14 protein-coding genes are annotated in these 21,988 nt (G+C 32.2%); 5 read left to right on the top strand and 9 right to left on the bottom strand.

Going from position 1 to position 21,988, the window contains the following annotated elements; genetic code table 11:
* Nucleotides 1–67: 67 nt before the first annotated feature.
* From ABH955_RS19410 to ABH955_RS19395, 4 genes are all read right to left on the bottom strand, one after another.
* On the bottom strand, nt 68–1,039 hold the full coding sequence (locus tag ABH955_RS19410; RefSeq protein WP_404458147.1) for a sigma-70 family RNA polymerase sigma factor: 972 nt from the start codon (nt 1,037–1,039) through the stop codon (nt 68–70).
* A gap of 22 nt (nt 1,040–1,061) precedes the next feature.
* Nucleotides 1,062–1,292 (bottom strand): hypothetical protein, encoded by a 231-nt coding sequence (locus ABH955_RS19405; RefSeq protein WP_046960417.1) that lies wholly within the window; start codon nt 1,290–1,292, stop codon nt 1,062–1,064.
* Nucleotides 1,293–1,474: 182 nt separating this feature from the next.
* Nucleotides 1,475–2,587, bottom strand: coding sequence for an RNA-guided endonuclease TnpB family protein (locus ABH955_RS19400; protein WP_404458150.1), 1,113 nt, complete (start codon nt 2,585–2,587; stop codon nt 1,475–1,477).
* 261 nt (nt 2,588–2,848) lie between these two features.
* Nucleotides 2,849–4,162 carry a DNA primase gene (locus ABH955_RS19395; protein WP_404491516.1) on the bottom strand — a complete coding sequence of 438 codons (1,314 nt, stop codon included), beginning with the start codon at nt 4,160–4,162 and terminating at the stop codon, nt 2,849–2,851.
* 2,966 nt (nt 4,163–7,128) lie between these two features.
* Between ABH955_RS19395 and ABH955_RS19390 the strand changes: the two genes are divergently transcribed.
* A complete protein-coding gene (locus ABH955_RS19390; protein WP_098169009.1) occupies nt 7,129–7,878 on the top strand; it encodes a MerR family transcriptional regulator in 750 nt (249 codons plus the stop codon).
* A gap of 25 nt (nt 7,879–7,903) precedes the next feature.
* Here the strand turns inward: ABH955_RS19390 and ABH955_RS19385 are convergent, their stop codons facing one another.
* The 3 genes from ABH955_RS19385 to ABH955_RS19375 all read right to left on the bottom strand — a co-directional run bounded on the left by ABH955_RS19385 (nt 7,904) and on the right by ABH955_RS19375 (nt 11,049).
* Nucleotides 7,904–9,352, bottom strand: a complete 1,449-nt coding sequence (locus ABH955_RS19385) for an FtsZ/tubulin family protein (protein WP_404458156.1) — start codon at nt 9,350–9,352, stop codon at nt 7,904–7,906.
* Nucleotides 9,352–9,786 carry a hypothetical protein gene (locus tag ABH955_RS19380; RefSeq protein WP_404458159.1) on the bottom strand — a complete coding sequence of 145 codons (435 nt, stop codon included), beginning with the start codon at nt 9,784–9,786 and terminating at the stop codon, nt 9,352–9,354. Before ABH955_RS19380 ends, ABH955_RS19385 begins: the two co-directional genes overlap by 1 nt.
* A 576-nt stretch (nt 9,787–10,362) precedes the next feature.
* Nucleotides 10,363–11,049 (bottom strand): hypothetical protein, encoded by a 687-nt coding sequence (locus ABH955_RS19375; RefSeq protein ID WP_404491515.1) that lies wholly within the window; start codon nt 11,047–11,049, stop codon nt 10,363–10,365.
* A gap of 540 nt (nt 11,050–11,589) precedes the next feature.
* On the opposite strand from ABH955_RS19375, the gene ABH955_RS19370 reads away from it, so the two are divergent.
* From ABH955_RS19370 to ABH955_RS19355, 4 genes are all read left to right on the top strand, one after another.
* Nucleotides 11,590–13,140 (top strand): replication-relaxation family protein, encoded by a 1,551-nt coding sequence (locus ABH955_RS19370; RefSeq protein WP_404491513.1) that lies wholly within the window; start codon nt 11,590–11,592, stop codon nt 13,138–13,140.
* On the top strand, nt 13,112–16,171 hold the full coding sequence (locus tag ABH955_RS19365) for a type IV secretory system conjugative DNA transfer family protein (protein WP_404491512.1): 3,060 nt from the start codon (nt 13,112–13,114) through the stop codon (nt 16,169–16,171). The genes ABH955_RS19370 and ABH955_RS19365 overlap by 29 nt, the downstream gene beginning before the upstream one ends.
* A gap of 489 nt (nt 16,172–16,660) precedes the next feature.
* Entirely contained in the window at nt 16,661–18,142 is a 1,482-nt protein-coding gene (locus ABH955_RS19360; RefSeq protein WP_404491510.1) for a serine hydrolase domain-containing protein, read from the top strand.
* 442 nt (nt 18,143–18,584) lie between these two features.
* The gene (locus ABH955_RS19355; RefSeq protein WP_404458173.1) at nt 18,585–19,175 is read left to right on the top strand and encodes an SUKH-4 family immunity protein; all 591 of its coding nucleotides are present in this window, start codon (nt 18,585–18,587) and stop codon (nt 19,173–19,175) included.
* Between the two features lie 141 nt (nt 19,176–19,316).
* Here the strand turns inward: ABH955_RS19355 and ABH955_RS19350 are convergent, their stop codons facing one another.
* Nucleotides 19,317–19,475: a hypothetical protein gene (locus tag ABH955_RS19350; protein ID WP_181149548.1), complete on the bottom strand. Its 159-nt coding sequence runs from the start codon at nt 19,473–19,475 to the stop codon at nt 19,317–19,319.
* Between the two features lie 245 nt (nt 19,476–19,720).
* Nucleotides 19,721–21,418 (bottom strand): helix-turn-helix domain-containing protein, encoded by a 1,698-nt coding sequence (locus tag ABH955_RS19345; RefSeq protein WP_404458176.1) that lies wholly within the window; start codon nt 21,416–21,418, stop codon nt 19,721–19,723.
* Between the last annotated feature and the right edge of the window lie 570 nt (nt 21,419–21,988).

Genomic DNA, 21,988 nt, shown 5'->3' with positions numbered 1-21,988 from the left:
TTTTAGATAGAAAAAGATACAATACGCTCTTTATACTGTATATTCCGATAAATATGAATATATATTTTTACTCCATATTTAGTTCATCCATTACTTTCAACTTTTCATGTAGTAGATTAAAAATTTCATCTTTATAGTCACATTTCTTCAATTTTTTAATTGCTTCATCCTTTATTTGTGACACTCTTTCCGTTGTTATCATAAGTACTTTTGCAATTTCTTTATGCAAATACACTTTACCATCTAGAAGACCAAAACATAGATTTAGTACCATCTTTTGCTTTGGGTTTAATATTTCATCAAATATTAACCATATCTCGTAATTTAAGTCCTCAATTACCATCTCATTTGTTGACGGAATTGCTGAACTATCATCATAGAATGGATTTGATATACCTATATCTTCATTTATTGTATCTATATCCAAAGTCATAGTAGTAGCTCGCTTATAATATATGTTGTGCCTAATGACTGTTTCGCTAGTTACATTTAACTCTTTTACTACTTCTTCCAGTGAAGGGGTTCTGTTGTACATTTGTAGATATTTATCTTCTAACTCGACATATCTTAAATTAAATTGATTCACAGAATTAGGGATTTTAAAAGGCCCAGACTTTTTTTTACATATAATTCCTAACATGCTTGTTTGTATCCACCAAAAAGCGTACGTGGAAAAGCAATAACCTAAAGCCGGATTAAAATCTTCCATTGCCCGTAACATTCCCTCATTACCTTCTTGAACCAGATCATCAAACTCTATATCAGGGTGCTTGTTTTTGTACTTTCTTGCAATAGATAATACTAGTCCTACATTCACATGAAACAAATAATCACGTAGATCCTTTTCACCATGTTTGTACCGCTGAAATAATTTTAAACTTTCTTGTTTTGATAGTACCTTATAATTCCCAATTCCCTTAATTTCAAAAGTGTTTCCTTTTAGATTAGCCATTGGCTTAATACTTCTTGCAGTAGAACCTTGTGTTACAGTTTTATTTAATGACTCATCGCGATTCAAGCTGCTATATGATTGATTCACACCTATTCCTCCCTTCTCATTTTTAACGAATTGTTTCTAAAAACACCTTTGTCTCCTTTTGTACGTTACTAATCAGCTTACAATTCCTTGCGCATGTATTGGCCACTTCTTTATGTGCTTTCGTTTTTCTCAATTCTATATAAATATCGCATCCTTTGCAGATGCTACTAATACCTTCCATTATTTCTAATTGTCTTCTTCTTTCATATAAAAACTGCTCTTTCGTTTTCTTCTCGCTTACTCGTCTCCCCATTTGTTTCACCTCGTATACATGAATAGTATTATTTAGTAAGTGAACTACCCACCACTTAGTATCTCTTACGAGCTTACCCCGAAGTGGGGGCTTCTCGGTTCATCGTTACTTTTGATAGCTAATGAATTTGTCCTAGGACAGCCGAGCTAACTCCCTTGTTCCAAAGGTTATTTTGTTACCATTTATGCCAACACTAATAAGCGTATGGCTTCTTTTTTGATATTGATAGCTGCGTTATAATCACGGTCGATTGTGAGTCCACACGAACACGCATACATGCGTTCACATAATGGCATTTCTTTTTTATATCCACAACGACTACACATCTTTGTAGAAGGAAACCATTTATCTATTTTCACAAGCTGTTTTCCTTGTTCTTGTAACTTATATGCTAAAAATGTCGTGAACATCCTCCAACCGTTGTCCGCTACACTTTTACCAAAGCGTAGTGCTCGTGACATCCCTTTCATATGTAAGTCTTCGATTGCTACAACGTCAAAACTCGTAGCTAATTCTTTAGACTTGTGATGAAGAAAATTTTTACGTTGATTGGCGACCTTTTCATATAATTTCGCTACACGAATACGTTGTTTATTCCAGCGCTCTGAACCTTTCACACGTCTTGCTAATACACGTTGTGCTTTTGCTAATCTGTCTAACATCTGAAGATAAAAGCGAGGATAATTGGCTTTCTCATCTTCGCTACTCACATACAATTCAGCCATTGCGAAGTCTAATCCAACTACACTTTGTACTTCTTTTTGTACAATCTCTTTTTCATATTCAGTCAAGATGGACACATAGTATTTACCAGTAGGTGTCATCGAAATCGTACACGATTTGATGCTATGTTTTAGCGGGATTTCTCTATGTTTCTTCAGTTTCACCATTTTCAATTTTGGTAATTTGATATAACCATGAAATAACATAATATTTCCGTTTACTCGATTCGTTGTATAGGATTTTCTACTCTTTTTATTTTTGAATGTAGGAAAATCACTTTGACCACTAAAAAAATTCTTATACGCAGTTTGCAAGTTTAATTGAGCGTTGGCCAATGCCAATGAATCAACTTCTTTCAACCATTCATACTCCACTTTGTATTTCGCAGGAGTAGGGAATTTTTGTTTCTTTAGTTCTTTTTTGTTCTCTTTATATTTTTCATATACTTCTTTTCGTTCAGCCAGCATTTTATTATACACAAAGCGTACACACCCAAATGTTTTACGTATGAGATGTGCTTGTTCTTCTGTTGGATACAGACGAAATTTGTACGCCTTATTCTGCTTTGCCATATCCATTCACCTCAGTTTTCGCTTCATTTCCCATAAGCTATGACGGTGATCACACCCTGAACATTACATGATTATTATCTACTTTCATTGTTATACCAAAATTTACCTCTTATAAGAATGATTATATCAGAGGCAAAAAAATAGGAAAACCAAATGTTTGGCTACGCCAAACCGAAATTCATCTCCCACCTACCGCTAGACTAGCGTCTTTCACACGCCCCAGGAAGGAGACTTCTTTCGGATAATACGTTAAAATAGCGTTTATCTCACTTTCTCTATTGCTGGAATATAATCGTTTAACAGTAAATCATCTAGCCCCTTTCCAAGATTAATATCCCAACTTGCATAATTAATACTTATCCCTTCTTGATAAAGCGCTTGCGCACATTCTAATAACGACCGCTGAACATCTGAATTTGTAATCATATCCATATCTAAAGCGAACGTCGCCTGTTTAACTCCCATTTTTTTTAATGGTTCAATTAATATTCTCCATACTTTAACCCCAGGTATTGATACAACTGTAGTACCATACATTACTTTTTCCTCATTTGTTAGAAGCTCCTCTAAGTTTTCAGCAGAAATATCAGACTTTAGACTCCCTTCTGAAATCCATACATTATCCTTTTTTATTAGTTCTCCACGTTCCAAACCTTTCAACTCTCGACTAGGTACTGCTACATGTATTGGCAATGGGTTCCCAGCTCCTGTTCCATGGAATTTCCCACCTGAGCTGATCCAAATATATTTACTTTCTAACTTTAATTGTACTTCACCTAATTTTTCACCTTCATAATTAATTTCATACCATTCTTTAACATCGATTTCACCTTTAAATATAGACTCTATCTTCCCATTAATTTCATAGGTCACCTCTATAGTATTGGGTTGCTCAATAACTTCTGCCTTAAAGCTTGGTTTATAATTTTTTACAACTGTCATATATTCAGGATTATCAATTCTACATTGAAAACCGCATATCTGATTATATATATTTCTCTGAGGTATTAATAAAGAATCTCTCCTTCCTGCAAACGTGAAATATCTTCCATCCTTTGTTTCTTTTGCATAAAATCCTGGAATTCCAACCACATAGCTTGTTTTCCCCCCTACTTTTTTTATTAGCTCTTTCGTAGTATCCCAAGGTTTAATAGGAAAACTTTTGTAATTTCTAACACTTATTACTTCTCTTGTAATCCTACGTTTTGATCCCATTAACATTTTAATATGTTCATCTCGCACGTCTAAAGATTCTAGGAATAAATTGTAAATAATATCAAGGGTGTAATCATTTTTCCTCTTATGTTCCTTAATCATCTGTTCTTGAGAAAAGTCATATCCCCTTTTTTGATCTTCAGCTACTATATGTAAATAGCCTGCTTCCCCGAATACTGTTTCTGATGGAATTCGTCCACATATTATTTTGGTTTCAGAATTATTAACCATGCACCATCCTTGCTTACCACATATAGGGCACGTTGTTCTATAATATTCAAACCATCTCTCATTACTCCCCTTATTCATGCTTCTCACTGGCCTTAATATTCTACTTGCTGCTAACTTTTCAATTGACATCACATATCTCCTTTTCCCTTGATCAAATAAAAAAGCCCTTTGGAATACGGAGGTTAAATACCACACAAACGTGTAATTTAATCCGTAACCCGAAGGGCTTTATGTAATCACTAGAAAATAAAAAATTAACAATTTATAATAAGAATATACTAAAAATTCTCAGTTTAATCTAGAGGTTAATCATAATATTCTTTATTTAATCAAATAATCTTCTAAATATTATTAAACCCCACTCTATAATTATACATGGGCATCTCACTACTTAACTCCTTTTGGACCTTTTGAAGCGAGAACTTCTTCAGAATCAGATACTATTTTAGCAATCTATATTTATCAAGCTATAAGGGTCCCCGTTATTAACGGTTCACTAATGTTTCTCTGCTGAATTTTTTTGATACAGTATATATAACCTACTAACCAATTAATTGCACTATTAAGCGAATTCTTGTTAACCATAATTAATTCCTTGTAAACAAGTATCGTAACTTTATATTTTGTCCAAAATTAATTAGTCCTACTTTATAAAAATTTAGACCAAGGACTATAAAACAATCATATAATTATCAATCGCATGTTAATATCAACAGAAAATCAATACATCTTATCCTCATTTGACATTGACATATCAAATGAGATTAACATGTCAACCGAAGCACACCGACTTTATTACTAGTATCCATAGGTTAACATTAACATAACATTAACAAGCGGACACTTTTCAAAAATGTTTGCACCTATCTAAATTTCAAGATCTATACTAGTTGAACAATAGTCCATTGCAACAGATTGTACGGAAGTGAGTTAATTAATAAACTACCTTTAAAAAAGTTTCAATGCTAGTAAGACATAAAAGGAAACATCATGAAACTATCAATCGCATGTTGATACCATGAAAAGATAACCGATTTTTAACCTCTCATTTGTTATTAACATGTTAACTAAGATCGACATGTTAAGTGATTGTTTTCTTTTGCTGTCAATATCACTCCGATTAAGATTGACATAACATTAACAATCTGGTGTTAAAAAGAAGAAATGTTTATAACTTTCAAGATTTCAAAGTCTATATCGGCTGATTTTTTTCTTCTGTGGTAGTTTTCTCGAAGTGGATCTAGTGACGATTTATCCCAGGAAATATTTCGACACTATCAAAGCATAGTTAAAAATCCAATCGAGTAATAAATAATGACAGCAATTCAATGATTTTTACCCTTTATTTATCATTTATATATGGTTAAAAAACAATACATAGAAAGGATTACTATCTGTATTGTTAATGTTATATCAATAATTCGTATTTAACATTAACAATTAAGTAGTTGAAATACGCATAAATACAGATCTCAAAGACCCAAGATCTGCATTAGTTAAAAATTTATCTACCACAATAGATTACTATTGAAATATCAAAAACCACTCTAACAGTACTATAATCGTGATTAGGGACTAACAAAAATTCCATACAATTGATAGTTTCTTATTAGTAACATCAAAAAAATTAATAGTTTTCGCTTTATTTATCATTAACATATAACCTGAGATTGACATGTTAAGTACTTATTTTCTTCTGTTATTATTAGTTTTCTAATTGATATTGATATAACATTAACAATTAGGCGTCAAAAAAGAAGAAATGTTTATGGTCTTCAAACTTTCAAAATCTATATTGGTGAAAATTTTCTTCTGTGGTGGTTTGCTCGAGGCGAATCTAGTAATGATCTATCCTAGAAAATGTTTTCACACTATCAAAACATAGTTAAAATTTAATCGTAATAATAAGTGACGACAGGAGTTCAATGTTTTTCACCCTTTGTTTATCATTGACATATACTCTAAAAGTAAAGCTTAGAGAGAAATGCTGTCTAAATTGTTAATGTTATATCAACAATTTTCGTTTAACATTAATATGACATTAACAATTAAAAAGTTGAAATGCGCATAAAAGCAGATCTGGGGATTTCAAAATCCGCATTAGTTAAAGATTTATCTGCCACAACAGATTTCTATCGAAATATCAAAAAACACTCTAAAAGCACTATAGTTATGGTTAGAAACTAGTAAGAACTTCATACAATCGATAGTTTCTTATTAGCGTCAAAAAAATAACAGTTTTCTCTTTATTTATCATTGATATATAACCTGAGATTGACATGTTAATAGAGTTTGTTGTCCGTTAATAATAGCGTCATATCAATTATCATTAACGCGTATTGACATAACATTAACAATTGTTGATTCTAACGTTGAGAATATACATACAAATAGAGTTTTAGATTCTATATCTATTAAGAGGCCTTTTTTATAACAAAATCCCCTGGATAAGTCGGGGAGGATATCATTCTTGAAGGCATTTTGATAATTACTTCCGATCTAAAAGTAGCAATTGTATGAATCAATTTTGATTATATAGAGATTGTAAAGGGCGGTGCCTCCTATAAAAAATGAGTTTATATTAAAAGCAATTCAATAACCTTCATGTGCATTCTAAAGACCTACTGAGGCCAATAAACTATACATTTCTTAGCTTTCTACTACCGAGTATCATAAATTATAATAAATATAGCCCTTTATTTATTATTAGTATGGGCTTTTTGTTCTACATTTATACATACTTTTTAGCTTTTAAGTCTTTAAGTTTAATGCTATATCCTCATAATTTATTTACAAATCACTAATATTTTCTTATCATTAATATATTGTAGGCTAATTTGTTAATTTCATAGCAATAATAATCATTAATAACTAACGGATTATTAACAGGACATTAACAATAGTTAATTCTAAATCCTTATTTATCAACTTCATGTTAACAAGTGGTGCTTTATATATCAATGACACATTTCATGTGAATGTCAATCGATAAAGGTATTGAGGTTTATATCGTCGAAAGACACTTAACATATCAATCTCACTTTATATGTTAATTCCATTTTGCTATGGCCATTATATTTCAAGGAGGTACAACGATGATTGAACAAGATAACAAAAATACAACTGAACATATGGAGTCAAATAATACAAACTCTAGTCATGAAGATACTTTTGAAAAAGCTTGGCGAATAACAGAGTTTTCAAAACTAGTAGGCCGACATCATAACACTGTATACAATTGGTTCAATATCCTAGAGGAAAAGGGGTTACACGGAACATTAAGAACCAATAATACAAATGAAAAGCTATATAACACACTGGATTTAGACATAGCTTTATTTATCAAGCTAAAAAGGGATGAAAAGTGGTCGCTAGATGCAATTATTGAGCTTTTACCACATCAATTTGAACTAAGACCAGTTTCTCCAGAAAATCAAAACAGTGAAGTATCAACCCAATTAAACATGCAGGAAGCTGCAGCGACTATTGAAAAAATAGTCGAGCAAAAGATTCAAATGCATTTACAAAACATTGAATTAGAGTATCAAGGAAAGTTTGAAGATGCTATACGTGCAGTGCTCCCTGAACCAGAAGACCCTGAAATGTTAAAAGAGCGCCAAAGACAAGAAAGACTAGATAATATGATAATTCAACATAGAGCGCGTACAGAATTAAGAAAACAAGCTGAAAGAGAGTGGAGTTCACAACCAGAAGAAACTCGTATTAAAAAAGTTGGCTGGTTTAAAAAAGAGGAAGATCTTGCGAGAAAACAACTTTTCATAGAAAACTATATTGATGAGAACATGATTGAATACATGAAAAATGTAATGAGAACAGAAAAATAAGCCTGGAAAATTCCAGGCTTATTTTTTATTTTGTTCCAAACATCTTATCGGGATCCATAAATGCAGCTAATTCTTCATCATTTTGCGTTTGTGGTTCTTCATCTTTAACTGGTTCTAATTCAAAGTAATCACCAAAGTTAATATTGAAGTCATCGTCCGAGTCTTGCGCTTCAATAGTATTAATTTGTGACTTTGTATATTGAATTTGACTCTGTTTTTCCTTAAATTCGTTATATTCTTCAACTAATCCTTTAGATAAACGTGATGGTAGTGCATCTGTCTTATAGAAAGTATACACGCTGCCCATAAAGTCATTTTTACTCACTAAATAACCATTAAAAACAGTTCCATTGATTGGTAGTTTATTTGTCACTTCTACTTTTGCATCATCCATAAATGAATCATCAATGTTCTTCTGTTCATCTAAAATTGCTAACATACCAAAATGATGTACCTTCGATGCCTCTAAATCTCCATTTTCATTTGTCTTCATCAGGTCAATAGGGTGATGGAATGAGCTTCCTTTCAATGATTCTGAGAACATATCTACAATTTCTTCACTGTTTTCAATTTGATTCATATTACGTGAAACCTTATTAATTACTAAACAGCCTGTTCTTTCTAGTAAAATTCGTTTAAAGTCCTGAGAATCTAGAATTACTGATGTTCCTGAACCATTTGCAGCTGTATTTAACTCATGAATAATATCTCCAATGCGTTGGTTTGCATAGTCTCGTGAGTTTCCAATGCCTTTTTTCTCATTTTCGTTTAATCCCTTAAACTCATCATAGAAGTGTTGGTTATCTGCAAATACAACAAATGCAACGCCTTTCGCTGGATCATTAGCTAACTTCCAAATTTCTTGTGAAAATTTATTCACCTGTCTTAGTACATCCGGCCCATCTGCTCTAACTGGGAGTGTAACCACAATACCCATTTTAATAAAATCTTTACGTTCAATTGCATTATTGAAAGCAATTCTTGCATACTTTTGTTGATTTTTGATTAATTCTTCTCTAGGAATTTTCATTGCCATACTTTTAAGTTCTTCAGCAATTACAGGTTTATTATGAAAAGCAGAGAATTCTTCAATTGCTTGAATAATTGTAGATGTACCTGTACCACCACCTAAACCTGCAAAAAATAGCACTAACTCATCAGTTGGTCTGACACGTTGCGTTATAAATTCTTTTAGTTTGTCCTTAGCTTCTTCATTAGATTCTAACACCTTTACAGCACGCTCAGGATTCTTACCCAAACCACCTAATTTTAGTGAAACTTGGTTGCTTTTTGGCACGTTTTTCAGTTCTGCTAAATCCCCATCATTACTATTCAATGCTAGGCAATTATAAACTGCTGTACCGTCTGTATGCTTATACTCAGCAAACTTATCTACCATTCTAGTTCCAGCTTGACCAAAACCAACCATAGTCATTTTCACTGCTACTTCGTTTTTCAGAAAGTTTTTTGCCATTATTTTATCTCTCCCTTATTCTCATTACTTTTCTTACGTTTGCTTAATTCAACTAATACTTGCTGCCCCCTAATAGTTGAAATTAAAAACTTATACGGATGCATAATTTTTTCTGTTATTAATGACATTGAAGCTAAAGTAGCAACACTACCTTCCGCTGATCTTCTTGAAATGTTAGTTCTTTCAAGTTCTAATGAATAGGATTTACCCTTAGGTTTCTTTACTCTCCTATCAATAACAACACTTTCTACTATCTCATTTATTGAGATTCCTCTCATATACCTTGTCTCTTGGTATTGTTTGTTTACTTGAGATCCTATGTAATGAAATACATTGTAGAGTATTTCGTCTCCTTCAATAATGTCTGCAAACATTTCCACAACTTCTTCAGTGAATTTGTTTTGTTTATATTTTTCACTTAATACCTCGTTCAAGTTGTCCCCCCCTTAAAACGTTGGTTAATTATTCCTAAAAATATATTACATCATTGTAAGACGTATATCAAGTTATTATATATAAGACTTATATTAAGTTGTTATATATAAGTCTTATATAATATTTACAAAATGTAAAATTGAAACAATGCCCTATATATCAACGTCAAATATATAAGACGTACATGAAAGTCGTTCATATAAGCATTAAATAAAACATGTTAATATCAGGTTTCATATAACTAACAATAACTATTAAATAATAAATATGAGTGCAGTATTTATGTATATTTTTATCTAGAATTATAATTCCAATATATAATACTCCTAAAATAACGTACTATTATCATGGTCATTTTATTTATACATCTTATATATACGAACTACATATAAGACGTATGGATAAACACTTATTATTAAAGGTTTTATATGCTTTTATATTAATTTCATGTCAATAGAATATTACCACGAATTATTACACGACTCATTTAAAGGTCTTATATGAAAGACTTATAAACAAAACGTGTATATAACCCTATAAAAAAGAGTAATACTTCTTAAGTATTACTCTTTTAACTATATAGTTTTATATAAAACACTTAGTTTATTAAACAGATCTTTATGATCCTTCTTCTTTTTTAATAACTCATTTTTCTGTTGGTTGTCTACAGAAAGGAAAGGGGATGTCAATGTCATGTTATATTTCGTTATTTCTTTTATTAATTCCGTAGTTATTTCTGAGATTTGCAGAAATAACACATAAAATTGTGATTCATTTTCATTCATTTGTTTTTCTCTGAAATTAAGTTCTACAAACTTGTCAGTATAACTTGTCAATTTCATATCAATATAATCACTATAACTCACATGTAAAGCCATAAAGCGATTAAACTCCGATGAACTAATTAATTTCTTTGTTAAGCATAGATGCACTAAATATATCCTATATACAGCTTTAAATGAAATAATATATTTAGTTCTTTTTTTTCTTAATTGGATGTATTCACCGTATTTGTTGATTAGAAATCTTAATTGATTAGATTTTATCCTCAAAATTCTACTGACTTGTGCGGTATTATACGTTTTATAAGGATCTAGAGCTGCAAACTTTATTGGAATTATCTCATGTTCGTTACTTAATGTGTTGATTACTTTGGTATAAAGAAAGTCCGTTTCAAATTCACTTTTTATTATCTTTTTTATTAACCCATATTCTGTGTTCCAATTCCGCATTTTTTCACCCCTTAAATCAGATTGTAACATGCAAAATATGAAATATACAAAATTTTCATTTACTTTATTATGTTTATTTACTTATTTCTTTTATGATGTAATTTTTCCTTCTGATAAACAAATACCTCTACAGAATTAAATGCAATTCTGTTTAATACTTAATTTCATCTATGCAAAAGTATATTCACTGTACATTTTATCTATTTTTGATACTCTACACATATATGACGTAATACATATGACGAACCCTTTTTTTCATCATTAGAGTTCGTCATTTGTTCTCTTATCTATGTCGAAGTACATATGACGAACTCTAATAGCGAATTTCCACTTAATAACATTGAATTTTATTACTCACACCTGACGAAATAATATGTATTTTTAAATCAAGAGTTCATAGGGGATAACGGGTTACTTTTTTTGCAAAATTCAGTTAAAATATACACTAATCATTTTTATGTACTGAACTGCTTAATTTATCCAACATTAGTTGCTTTCATTTCATGACAATTACACTCGATTTCATGCAGGTTTCCGTATATTATTTCCATACCAAGGGAGTGTTTAAAATTGAAAAAATCATTTGATCATGCCGTTAAATATATCGTTGGAGAGAATGATCGTGGAGTTTATTTTAATCGTTCTGACATTTTTACAGTTTTATTTTTATATGAACAACGAACAGTATCTCAAATTCAATTACGTAAATTTTATGAATTGATAAGTGGGGAGGCTATAAGTCGAACTACTTTCTCGTCAAAGTTAACTAAGTGGTCAAAAATGAAATTAGTAAAAAAGGAAAATATAAGTGTGAGAAAAAAGCGAGGCTTCACATTGGATTTCGTTTCTATCTCTTCAAAAGGAGCTGAAATATTATATCGATTAAAATTGATTTCTGGTTGTAGTATGTCATTTGTTACTAAAAGACAATATGAACACAATATAGCAATTACGCAATTTGTTTTAAATTTACTTGAAGCAGAATCAAACAATGAACATGCCGGTGCAATTGTAGGCGGTAATGGAGATTATCTCTTTCCGTTAAGCCAAATTGTAAAACAAAACTTACAGTTGCCCAACCGGATGTATTCCGATTCAAAAGATGTATACTTTTTATATGAAGATGAAGAATACCGTGAAGTGTTTCAACCAGAACTTCAACCCGTTTCTTTCCTACCAGATTTACCTCAACTCGTTTATTCATTTCGTCCATCTAAAGAGTTTTATCCAGACTCAAAGGGAAACCCATTAATCATTCCCGATTGGATTCTTACTTGTAACGATTCTATTATCAATATTGAAGTTGATACAGGATCAGAAAACATTCCATTTTTAGAAAACAAACTAAAAAAATATCTCGATATCGCTGCTGCTAACCCATCTAAACAATTTTACGTGTTATTTTCAGTGATTGATGACTCCTATCACACAATTTCTACTTACAAAAAAAGGACTACACGTGTAACAAATTTAAAAAAAGCTTTCAGCAATATACCACGTTTAAGTGTAGTGAATAACCTAAATGTCTACGTATGCAATATGGGTGGATCGGCACTTGTAATAAATAATATTCTTCGAGAAATTCGCGAAGTTAATAGTTTAAGCAAAAGTCATATGCTCAAAAAAATCACTGAACGTTTAAATGTAAATTCTTCTTTCCCTTATTCTGTAAAGTGGATATCTAATAAAAATGAAATGCAAGCGAAAGGGATTCAGCATTCTAAACTACTTGAGCTAACAGATGACATTTTGGTATTACGAAAAAAATCACCTGATGAAGAAAAAAAACCTTTAGATTACTTAGAAATATTATGTCTATTAACAATACTTAAGGTAGGGGAGGTTAACACACACTTTAAATTACAACAATTATCAGGATTGTTGGCCATGCAAAATCAACACCGAACACTAAACCCAATTAAGATTTTGGGGATATATGAAGCGGATGAATTAGAGCATGGGCAGCAAGCCATTTTTACTGATTTGTATCACAATTCCATAGCACCAGAGAATATATTATTGGCTACTTCTGCTGAATTGCTTAATTTCACCGCTGCTTTTTATTCGTTAAAAGAGAGGGTGAAACAAGAATTTGGAGAATGCAGTTCAAAAAGATGCTGAACTCAATAATGCACCAGGTAATGGGGAGGATCCAAAAGCCGGAAAGAGCAAAAAAAATTCCTATACAGTTACAATCGACATTACAAAAAGCTGGAAATATCGTTTAGCAGCCCGCTCATCTTACTATGTTGTGACATTACTACTTCTGCTAGCTTGGTATTTTGCTTTTAGAGGAATATATAAATACGCTTCTTTCTGGTCAATACAAATGGGGGCTCCATTACCTACTTTAAGTATCTTGGGTAATCCGTTTGAAACTAATTATTACATTGAAACCTTTTTTAGCTTTTGGATTTTAATTTATACTTGGCAACTATCAACCAAGGTTAAGACCTATCAGGAGATAAAGCGTAGATGGTTTATTTTCTCGATGATGTTAATTGGTATAGTTGCCCAGTACTTATGGGCATTTAGTGTTCCATTAGCTAAGATATTTATTCCATTCTTACATTCGAAAGCTGGAGAAGTTTCACTAAATGACAAAGGATTAGAGGCTACTATACTTTCAAATTTTAGTAATATCATGCACCTTGTATTTGCTATACCTGTAATTATTATTATTCTCGTACTCTTATGGCTCTTTAAGATTTTTTATGAACATAAAAAAGAGCTTTTAGATGAATTCGGTAAATGGGAATACGTATTTAAAATACCTGGTTGGATGCTTTCCTTTTTGAATGATAATCGTCAACGAAAACTTGCTACTTCATTACACAGATTTTTCACTGAAAAAAATCCATCAAAATTGCCAGAACCCGATATCTTTCTTGGTCCTAACAGTGCTACACGGGAAATGGCAGTAATACAAGGCAAGTCTTTAACACTTAATATAATGATCATCGGTAACATTGGTACAGGTAAATCAGCTGCACTAGGTTTACCAATTGCTAATCAAATTCTTGACTATATGGCTTCAATGATTAATAACTTTAAAACCTTATATGCAAGAAAAGATTATCATTCAGAGGATGTAAAAGGAACGCAGGTAAATGGTCTTACAGTTATCGAGCCATCTAATGACTTCTGCGAAAAGGTATATAACTTGGTATTGGCACACAAGATTCCCGATAGTGTTATTTTCTATTTAGATCCAACAAATCCTGATACCCCTTCAATAAATTTCGTACGTGGTCCAGTTGATAAAGTTGCTGAGATGTTATGTTCAGTATTAACGGGGCTCTCTGATAATGGAGCAGGAAATCCTTTCTTCGTTCAATCTGAGCGTTCCCATCTTAAACAACATATTTACTTGTTAAAACTCCATGATTCAAAATTTGAAGCTAGATTTGAACATTTAATTGATATGTATAATGATGCTAATCTCGTTTTTGAGATGCATCTCAAGTTAAAAGGGCGACTTCCAAATGATATTGAATCTATACCTGATAGAGATGAGAGAAATCATTGGCGCATAATGAAGCAAGTTGATGAATGGTTTGATTTAAATTATGTGCCTGAAATTTCTGGCGGTCGTGGGGGAGGGGAAGTTGTTTATCATACTGAAGGGAAATACTATGGGCAGCCAAAGATTATCGATAAACAAGAAACCTTCGTTCGTGGTTTACGAAACACATTAAATGATATTTCAGCTCAACCTCTGCTCCGTCGTGTATTATGTGGTCCATCAGATTTTGACTTTGAAAAGCATTTGGAATTTGGAGGCATCCTTTTAATCAATACAGCGAAAGGAGAACTTTCTGATCTATCTGATGTATTCGGTAAATTATGTTTGTATGCCGTGCAGAATGCAGTTTTCCGTCGTAAGCCTAACGTATCTCCTTACCATCCTGTTTTAGTCGATGAGTTTGCGGATTACATTTATAAAGCATTTAAAAGTTTTCCTGCTCAATCACGTAAATATAAAGCCCCTTTAATTGTTATTGCACAAACAATTAGTCAATTAGCAATTGAACATGGCCCAAGATTCATGGATATCCTGTTAGGTACATTTCGTAACAAACTTGTTTATGGTGATGTTACTAATGAAGACGCTAAATTGTTTAGTAAGCTAATGGGTACGAAAGCAATTTATGAAGCACGTGAAGGTGATCAAGAAATTGATATGGTAACAGCAGAAGCGAAAACACAAAGTGCACGTAGAACATCCTACTCTTATTCAAAAACAGAAGTACCCATTCTTTCTGAAAATGATATCTTAATTCAAAAAGCATTCCAGTGTGCTGCTAAAATTGTAAAAGATAATGCTCCTCAAGGAGGAATACAAGTAAATGCAAACTTTGTTCCAGCCACTGCGTTTGAAACAGCTAAGATTCAAGTTGATGCAGAAGCAGCTGCTTATTGGTTAAAAATTCGTGAAGAGTCATTGAATACGGAAATTAAATATGATGATTATGTCACAGATACAGATGTTGATAGTGAAGAAACTGTAATTGAGGAATTGAGGACACCTAAAACAGCGCCTACTGCAATAGAAGGTTGGTTACAAACGTTAAATCCTGATACTTACGATTTTTATAATAATGAAGATGATACTGACAATGAAGGAGAGGTGCAAGATTACTCAAGAAATTCTGCTCCTAAGCTAGAAAAGGAGAGCACTACAGCATCAATTCCTACTTCTAATACAACAGAACACGCAAAAATTAATAAAGTGATCAATGTTCAAAAAGAAAATGTATCAGATACAAGTAAACATAGAGAGCCTATTGAACTTAACAAAAAAGCACCCGTTACTACTGAATCTCCAATAGAAGTGCCAAGGACGAAGCATACACCACAATATAGAGAGCCTGCTTACACATCGACTGTGACTCATAATCAGCAGGAACAGGAAATTCAACGAACTGCAGAAATCAATGGTAAAAATACAACATCTAACTTAACAATGCAATGGTTACAGCAACAAATGGCTGCTACTGCTTCTCAAGATGATGAAAATACATTACCTTTAGATGAAATGGAAGGAGGCTCTCGTCTTCACAATCGTAAAGTAGCAAAAGTAACTCCAGAAAGTGCGGCAATTAAAGATAAACTTAGTCAATTTATCGAAGATGACATTGATCATGATTGATACACTAAGCATATAACGAATATTTCTACTGGTAAAAAGGTGTGGGTTGTAAACTCATACCTTTTTATTATTTCATATGCAACTTTCCCCAAGGAGACCATTTCTTTATGCACAAATTTAATTGAGTTTGTGAAGAAACAGAAAATGGTGTACAGAGATAATAAAGTTGTTTAATTTACAATAAAGTCGTTTAAAACATAATAAAGTTGTTTAAAAAACGCAAGTCATGTTATTCAACAATCCGGCCATTTAATGGAATGAAAATCGCAAATCCAATTGGATATTTATGTTAATATTAATGTAGAATTTGTAAAGGATTGTCTTAATCTAAAATTACAGTTAACTTTATTGGTTGAACATAGAAGTAGTTTGTATCGGTGTAGGTATTCAGATAACAAGGTAGACAAGGAGACTGAAATGATAAACTTTGTTAAGCAAGAAAAACTTAAATGTTCTATATGTGGGAATAAAATCAGAGAAAAACAGGTTATGAGGAAAAGACAATTTACAATAGGCAAAATGTTCGTAATCGCCATACTAATGCTAATGATAAGTGTTAACGGAGTTGTATTTGCAAAAGATAACGAATCTAGAAATGGTAGTCTTGATATTTCTAAGATTGATCAGTTTATGACAAATGAGATAGAGAGACTGAACATTCCTGGTGCATCATTGGCTATCGTAAAGGGAGATCAAGCGGAATATATACAAGGATATGGTGTTTCAAATCCAGATGGGACAAAAATGACATCGCAAACGCCAATCGTTCTTGGTTCGACTACTAAATCGTTCACGGCTCTTGCCATTATGCAGTTAGTCGAACAAGGAAAAATCTCCTTAGAAGAACCGGTGCAATCCTACATACCTTGGTTTCAAATTGCTGATGAAGAAGCATCTGCAAAAATCACCATTCAACATTTACTGAATCATACTAGCGGTCTTTCTACAAATGATGGTCAAGTATCTATATCCCAAGGGAATACAACATCAAAAGAACATATTAAAAGCTTGGCAAATACAAAATTGACATATTCTGTGGGCGAACAATACCAATACTCGAATTTAAATTATAACATTTTAGGTTTAGTCATCGAGGAGGTTACGAATAAATCGTATAAAGAGTATATCAACGAATTCATATTCAAACCGCTTCAAATGAACAATAGTTATGTTGATCCAAAAGATGATACAAAAAATGTAATTGCGACTGGATACCAAACTGTATTTGGATTAAAGGTACCAACGAAGCAGTTAATCCATGAAGGGACTGTTGCATCAGGTTACCTTATTTCGAGTGCGGAAGATATGGCAAATTACATGATTTCACAATTGAATCAGGGAGTATTCAAAGGGAAAAGTATTCTATCGGCGAATGCGATGACCACAATGCATCGTCCATCAGCACCCGTTGAGAATGATACCTATTATGCAATGGGATGGGAAGTGAATAAGGAAGGAATCTTCCATATGGGATGGACAGAGAATACATACTCAAAAATTTTGTTAGATGGGGAGTATGGCATCAGCTTGCAGATCAATTCAATGGATTATCTTAATCTTAATGAATATGATGCCATCATAAGCGGGATAAACAAGCTGGTACATAATGAAGAACCTTCTATTTCTGATAGTAATCCATTTATAAAATATGTAATTATTGATTTGATTTTACTGGCAATAGTTGCTTTAATTGTTTGTTCAGCTTACAAAATTTTCAAACCTAAAAATCGTAAAGTAGGAACATTCCGTAGGATTCTAAATGGGTTGTCTATATTAGTATTTAACTGGCTGCTGCCATTGATTATTTTAATTGGATTTCCTAAATTATTTGGTCCTTTGTCTACGGTAACATTATTTGCTCCAGGAATAGGACATCTCTTATTTTTAATACCGTTGCTCTCTATAATTATGGGAGTCATTAAATTAGGTAAAGTAACACTAACATTAAAGAAAAATACTTTCGATGCATAAGCTGAAAAGTCGTGATTGATTTTATGAATCGTCTCTCTAGTAATTGAAAAAGTATGTTATTTTAATTTCATTTAATCCTCCTATCCCTATTAATATTTTTCAATAGGAGCTCAAGTGCGATAGATACTATCATAAGGGGTGCCATCATTTCTTATTGAACTAAAGGGGCTTTAGTTCAATAAGAAATAAGTGACTGTGTTTTTAGGTCTCGTTCATGATTTAATTTATTCCATTAAAGAGCGCTATTGCTGAATAAGCCTTAGATTTTCAAACGATTTTATTGTTATATTTTGAGTACAGTGAAGTATCTTATATCAAAAATTAAACAACTAAATTTTAATCCATTCCTAAATTTTGAAGGGGATTATACTTGTTTTAGGTTTAAAAATTAAATAACTTTATTTTCTTTTCACAAATGGATTAAATATTAAGGTTTGGAGGAATGACATTGGAAATAGCCAAATTGAATTTGCCCATAGATAGTATGCATTTTTTACTTAATCATCAAATTAAAGAAAATGAATTCGAATGTCTCAATGTAGAATTTTACACCTATTCTAATGGTTTTCTTTTAAATGTAGTGGAATGGACACAACAAAATGATTTTTCTTTATCGATATTGGATAAAGAATATACAGAAGCGTTTTTAGCGAGTTTAGAGAAGTTTAAACCCTACCTTGTTATTGGGAGTAATATGGATTCAGGTAATCTAATTACCATTTACCAGCCCACAGGAGAAATATATGAGCTAGAACATGAAATTACGGAAAGAGTAGAAAGATATTTTGTTAATTCTTCTATAGAGAAAATGTATTCCTGCTTCAATTACTTTAAAAAGTATTGGGTTCAGCTAATAGAGCAGGAGCACTACAAAAGTCATGATCTAATAAACGATTTTTATAAATTAAAGAACAAATTAACGGAAATTGATACTAACATATTAATAAATGATGATGACTACAATAGACAATTTTGGAATTCCTTATATCACGGCAAGTTAAACTTCTTTTTGAAAAAGTCAAACAAAATATAGATTATTTCTAATGGGGATACTTACGTGAAATAAACTTTCTATGAAAGTAAAAACGATTTTTTAAGAAACAAAAGCAGATTATGGGTTATCTCCTTACTGGTTAAAACTTTCACTAAATAAATAACAGTAAGGAGTGGTTTCTTAATCCCGCATTGCACCTGCTTCTCGGGAAGTCATTGCTCCTTGTCCTTCTCTTACATCATTTTGAATTTCTTGTTTCACTTTTTGCGCATCAGTTTCTGCAAAATTTGGTTTCATAATAGAACCAGACTTCTCTATAGCTTTTTTATGATGTTGCATACAAACCCTCCTCAATTTAACGTTTAACAATCTTATTATGTACAAAAGTACACTCGGTATCCCCCGAGTAGTTGAACGAATTTCACGTAAACTAAAAGGGGGGAATTAAATAAGTGGTTTCTGATTTTAGGAATAGCCATTAGAAGTGATTCCACAATCGGGCGCGATTATGGAGCAATACAGGCAGAAAATGATCAAACTAAAAAGAAGCAGGTACCTCTCCATTTAAAGGTATCTGCTTCTTTTCACATAGATTCTATAATCATTTGTCTTTCATACCACTTGTTAAGTTTTTCATTAACACTTTTTGAAATGCGTTTCATTTTTTTATTACAAAATCTTGATAGCGTAGCAGGGGATAGACCTATTTCATCTGCTATCTCACGCATTGTTTTATTTTGATGCATATGCTGATGCATAATTTTCTCTCGAATCATATCCTCTGATCCTACAGTAGGTTGTTTTACTGTATCTGCAATATAACGCTCCTCTTGCTTCTCTTGCGTATCTATTGTCTTTTTCTTCACCATACTATCTATATTATTCATCAATTCTTTTGGAGGTAAGATAATGATTCCCAACTTTTCATAGTAATTCTTAAACCAATTACGTTCTCCTATCTTTGTTTCATCCAATTCTTCTGCATATGCCCAATGTGAAATGACATTTTCTTTTTCTAAGTCAATTAAAACATTTTCCAGTTGTTCTCGGATTCGAGTTGGGCGACCCTTCGTTGTTTTAATACCTATTACAGATAGTAGACCTTTTTCTCCACCAATGGAGTATGGTCTTTTTAAAGTACTGTATTGCTGACGGATTCTCCACTGCCATGATAAATAACGTATTAAACGTTTATGAAACTTGTGTCTATAGCTATTATACTCTAGTGCTTTTTTCGATAGTAACGCAGTTGTACTATTAGAACCATACAAATAGCCTGATAAGAAACTACCTGGTTTAATCTTACAGGATTCTATTCCCATATATTCATTAGTATTCTTATCTCTCCATAACACTACTGAATCCAGTACGAATAGCCTTTTGATTACTTCACGTTTTACTTCGAATTGTTTCCCAGTTTCTGCTTGATCGTTCAGTACTACAACTTCATTATCATCATTCAAATAAATAAAGATACTAGCTAAAGCTGCAATACGTTGTGCTATTTTTATCTTATCTTCTGCGCGATAATACTCTACACCATTTGCGGATGCTTTTGGCATATTGCACAATTCCAATACGTTTTCATAACTAAAATCTATGAATTCATCTGGTGATTTAGCTTGATTTAACCACTGGATTGTAATGGTATCCAAACAATCTGCTGTAAGGTCATCCATATTACTAATTACTCCATCGACCAATATGGACCATCTCTCTGCTTCGTTTGTGTTAACTAGTCTCAAATCCTCATCCTTATGTGAGGATAGTTGTGCAACTCCACTTGAATTTTTCGTTTCTAATGGCAATACCGGTTTTGCTACTGCTTCATCTTCCTCAAAATGATTTTTTGCTATTCCATCACGTAGTTGATAATACATTGCGTCATTGGTTACAGGATAGTAATCATCCGATATATCTTCTATATGTTCTGTTACCTGACTATCTTCAAAAATTGAAATTTGAGTTGGCTCAACTGCTTCAACTTTTCCTCCGAATTCTTGTTCAATGATCTTATCTAGTACATTTTGAATCTCAATTTTATATTTATCCAGATTGGCATAAATGTTCAATAACGATACTCCTTGCTCTTGTTTCTGACCTAACCAAGAAACAAGCGTTGAAAAGGAAGGGGACATATTAGCAGATGTTACTAATTTATCGTGATTCTCTTGTACTTCTTTATAATATTTATTCCATTTGCCCCATAACTGCTTATTTTCTTCATAAATTGGAGCAGCAAGTAGGAGGGCATCACTGAACAATACTAATACTTTTTCCATATTTAAATACCTCCTAACAATGTTAATTACAAACATAATTTGCATCTTAAAAATGTGAAACGTCATAGCTATATGATGGCTACATAGCCTTGAAGTTAAAATATTATCAGAATAGTCCTTACAAGTATCAGCTTTCTTATACAATCTAATTATGGACTCATTTAATTTCTTCTGTGCTTGTCTTTATTATATAAAACTGTTTCTATTTGTAAAATTAATACTTTACAATACAGTTTCAATTTTTAAAAGTAAATTAACTATTTACACTGATTTTGTTGCTACATTATTTTACTGCCTTATTGTGGCTATAGCTACTTAATTGAAATCCTACAGCTTTATTATGGCTATAACTCTTTACTTGAAATCATACAGCCTTATTGTGGCTATAACTCCTTACTTGAAATCATACAGCCTTATCATGGCTATAACTCTTTACTTGAAATCATACAGCCTTATCATGGCTATAACTCCTTACTTGAATTCCTACAGCCTTATCATGCCTATAACTCCTGTCTTGAAATCATACAGCCTTATCATGGCTATAACTCCTGACTTGAAATCATACAGCCT

This window comes from Bacillus sp. RC240 (assembly GCF_044907945.1).
Lineage (GTDB): Bacteria > Bacillota > Bacilli > Bacillales > Bacillaceae_G > Bacillus_A > Bacillus_A mycoides.
The sequence above is the reverse complement of the archived record's forward strand: the minus strand, read 5'-3'. Positions and strand labels throughout refer to the sequence as shown.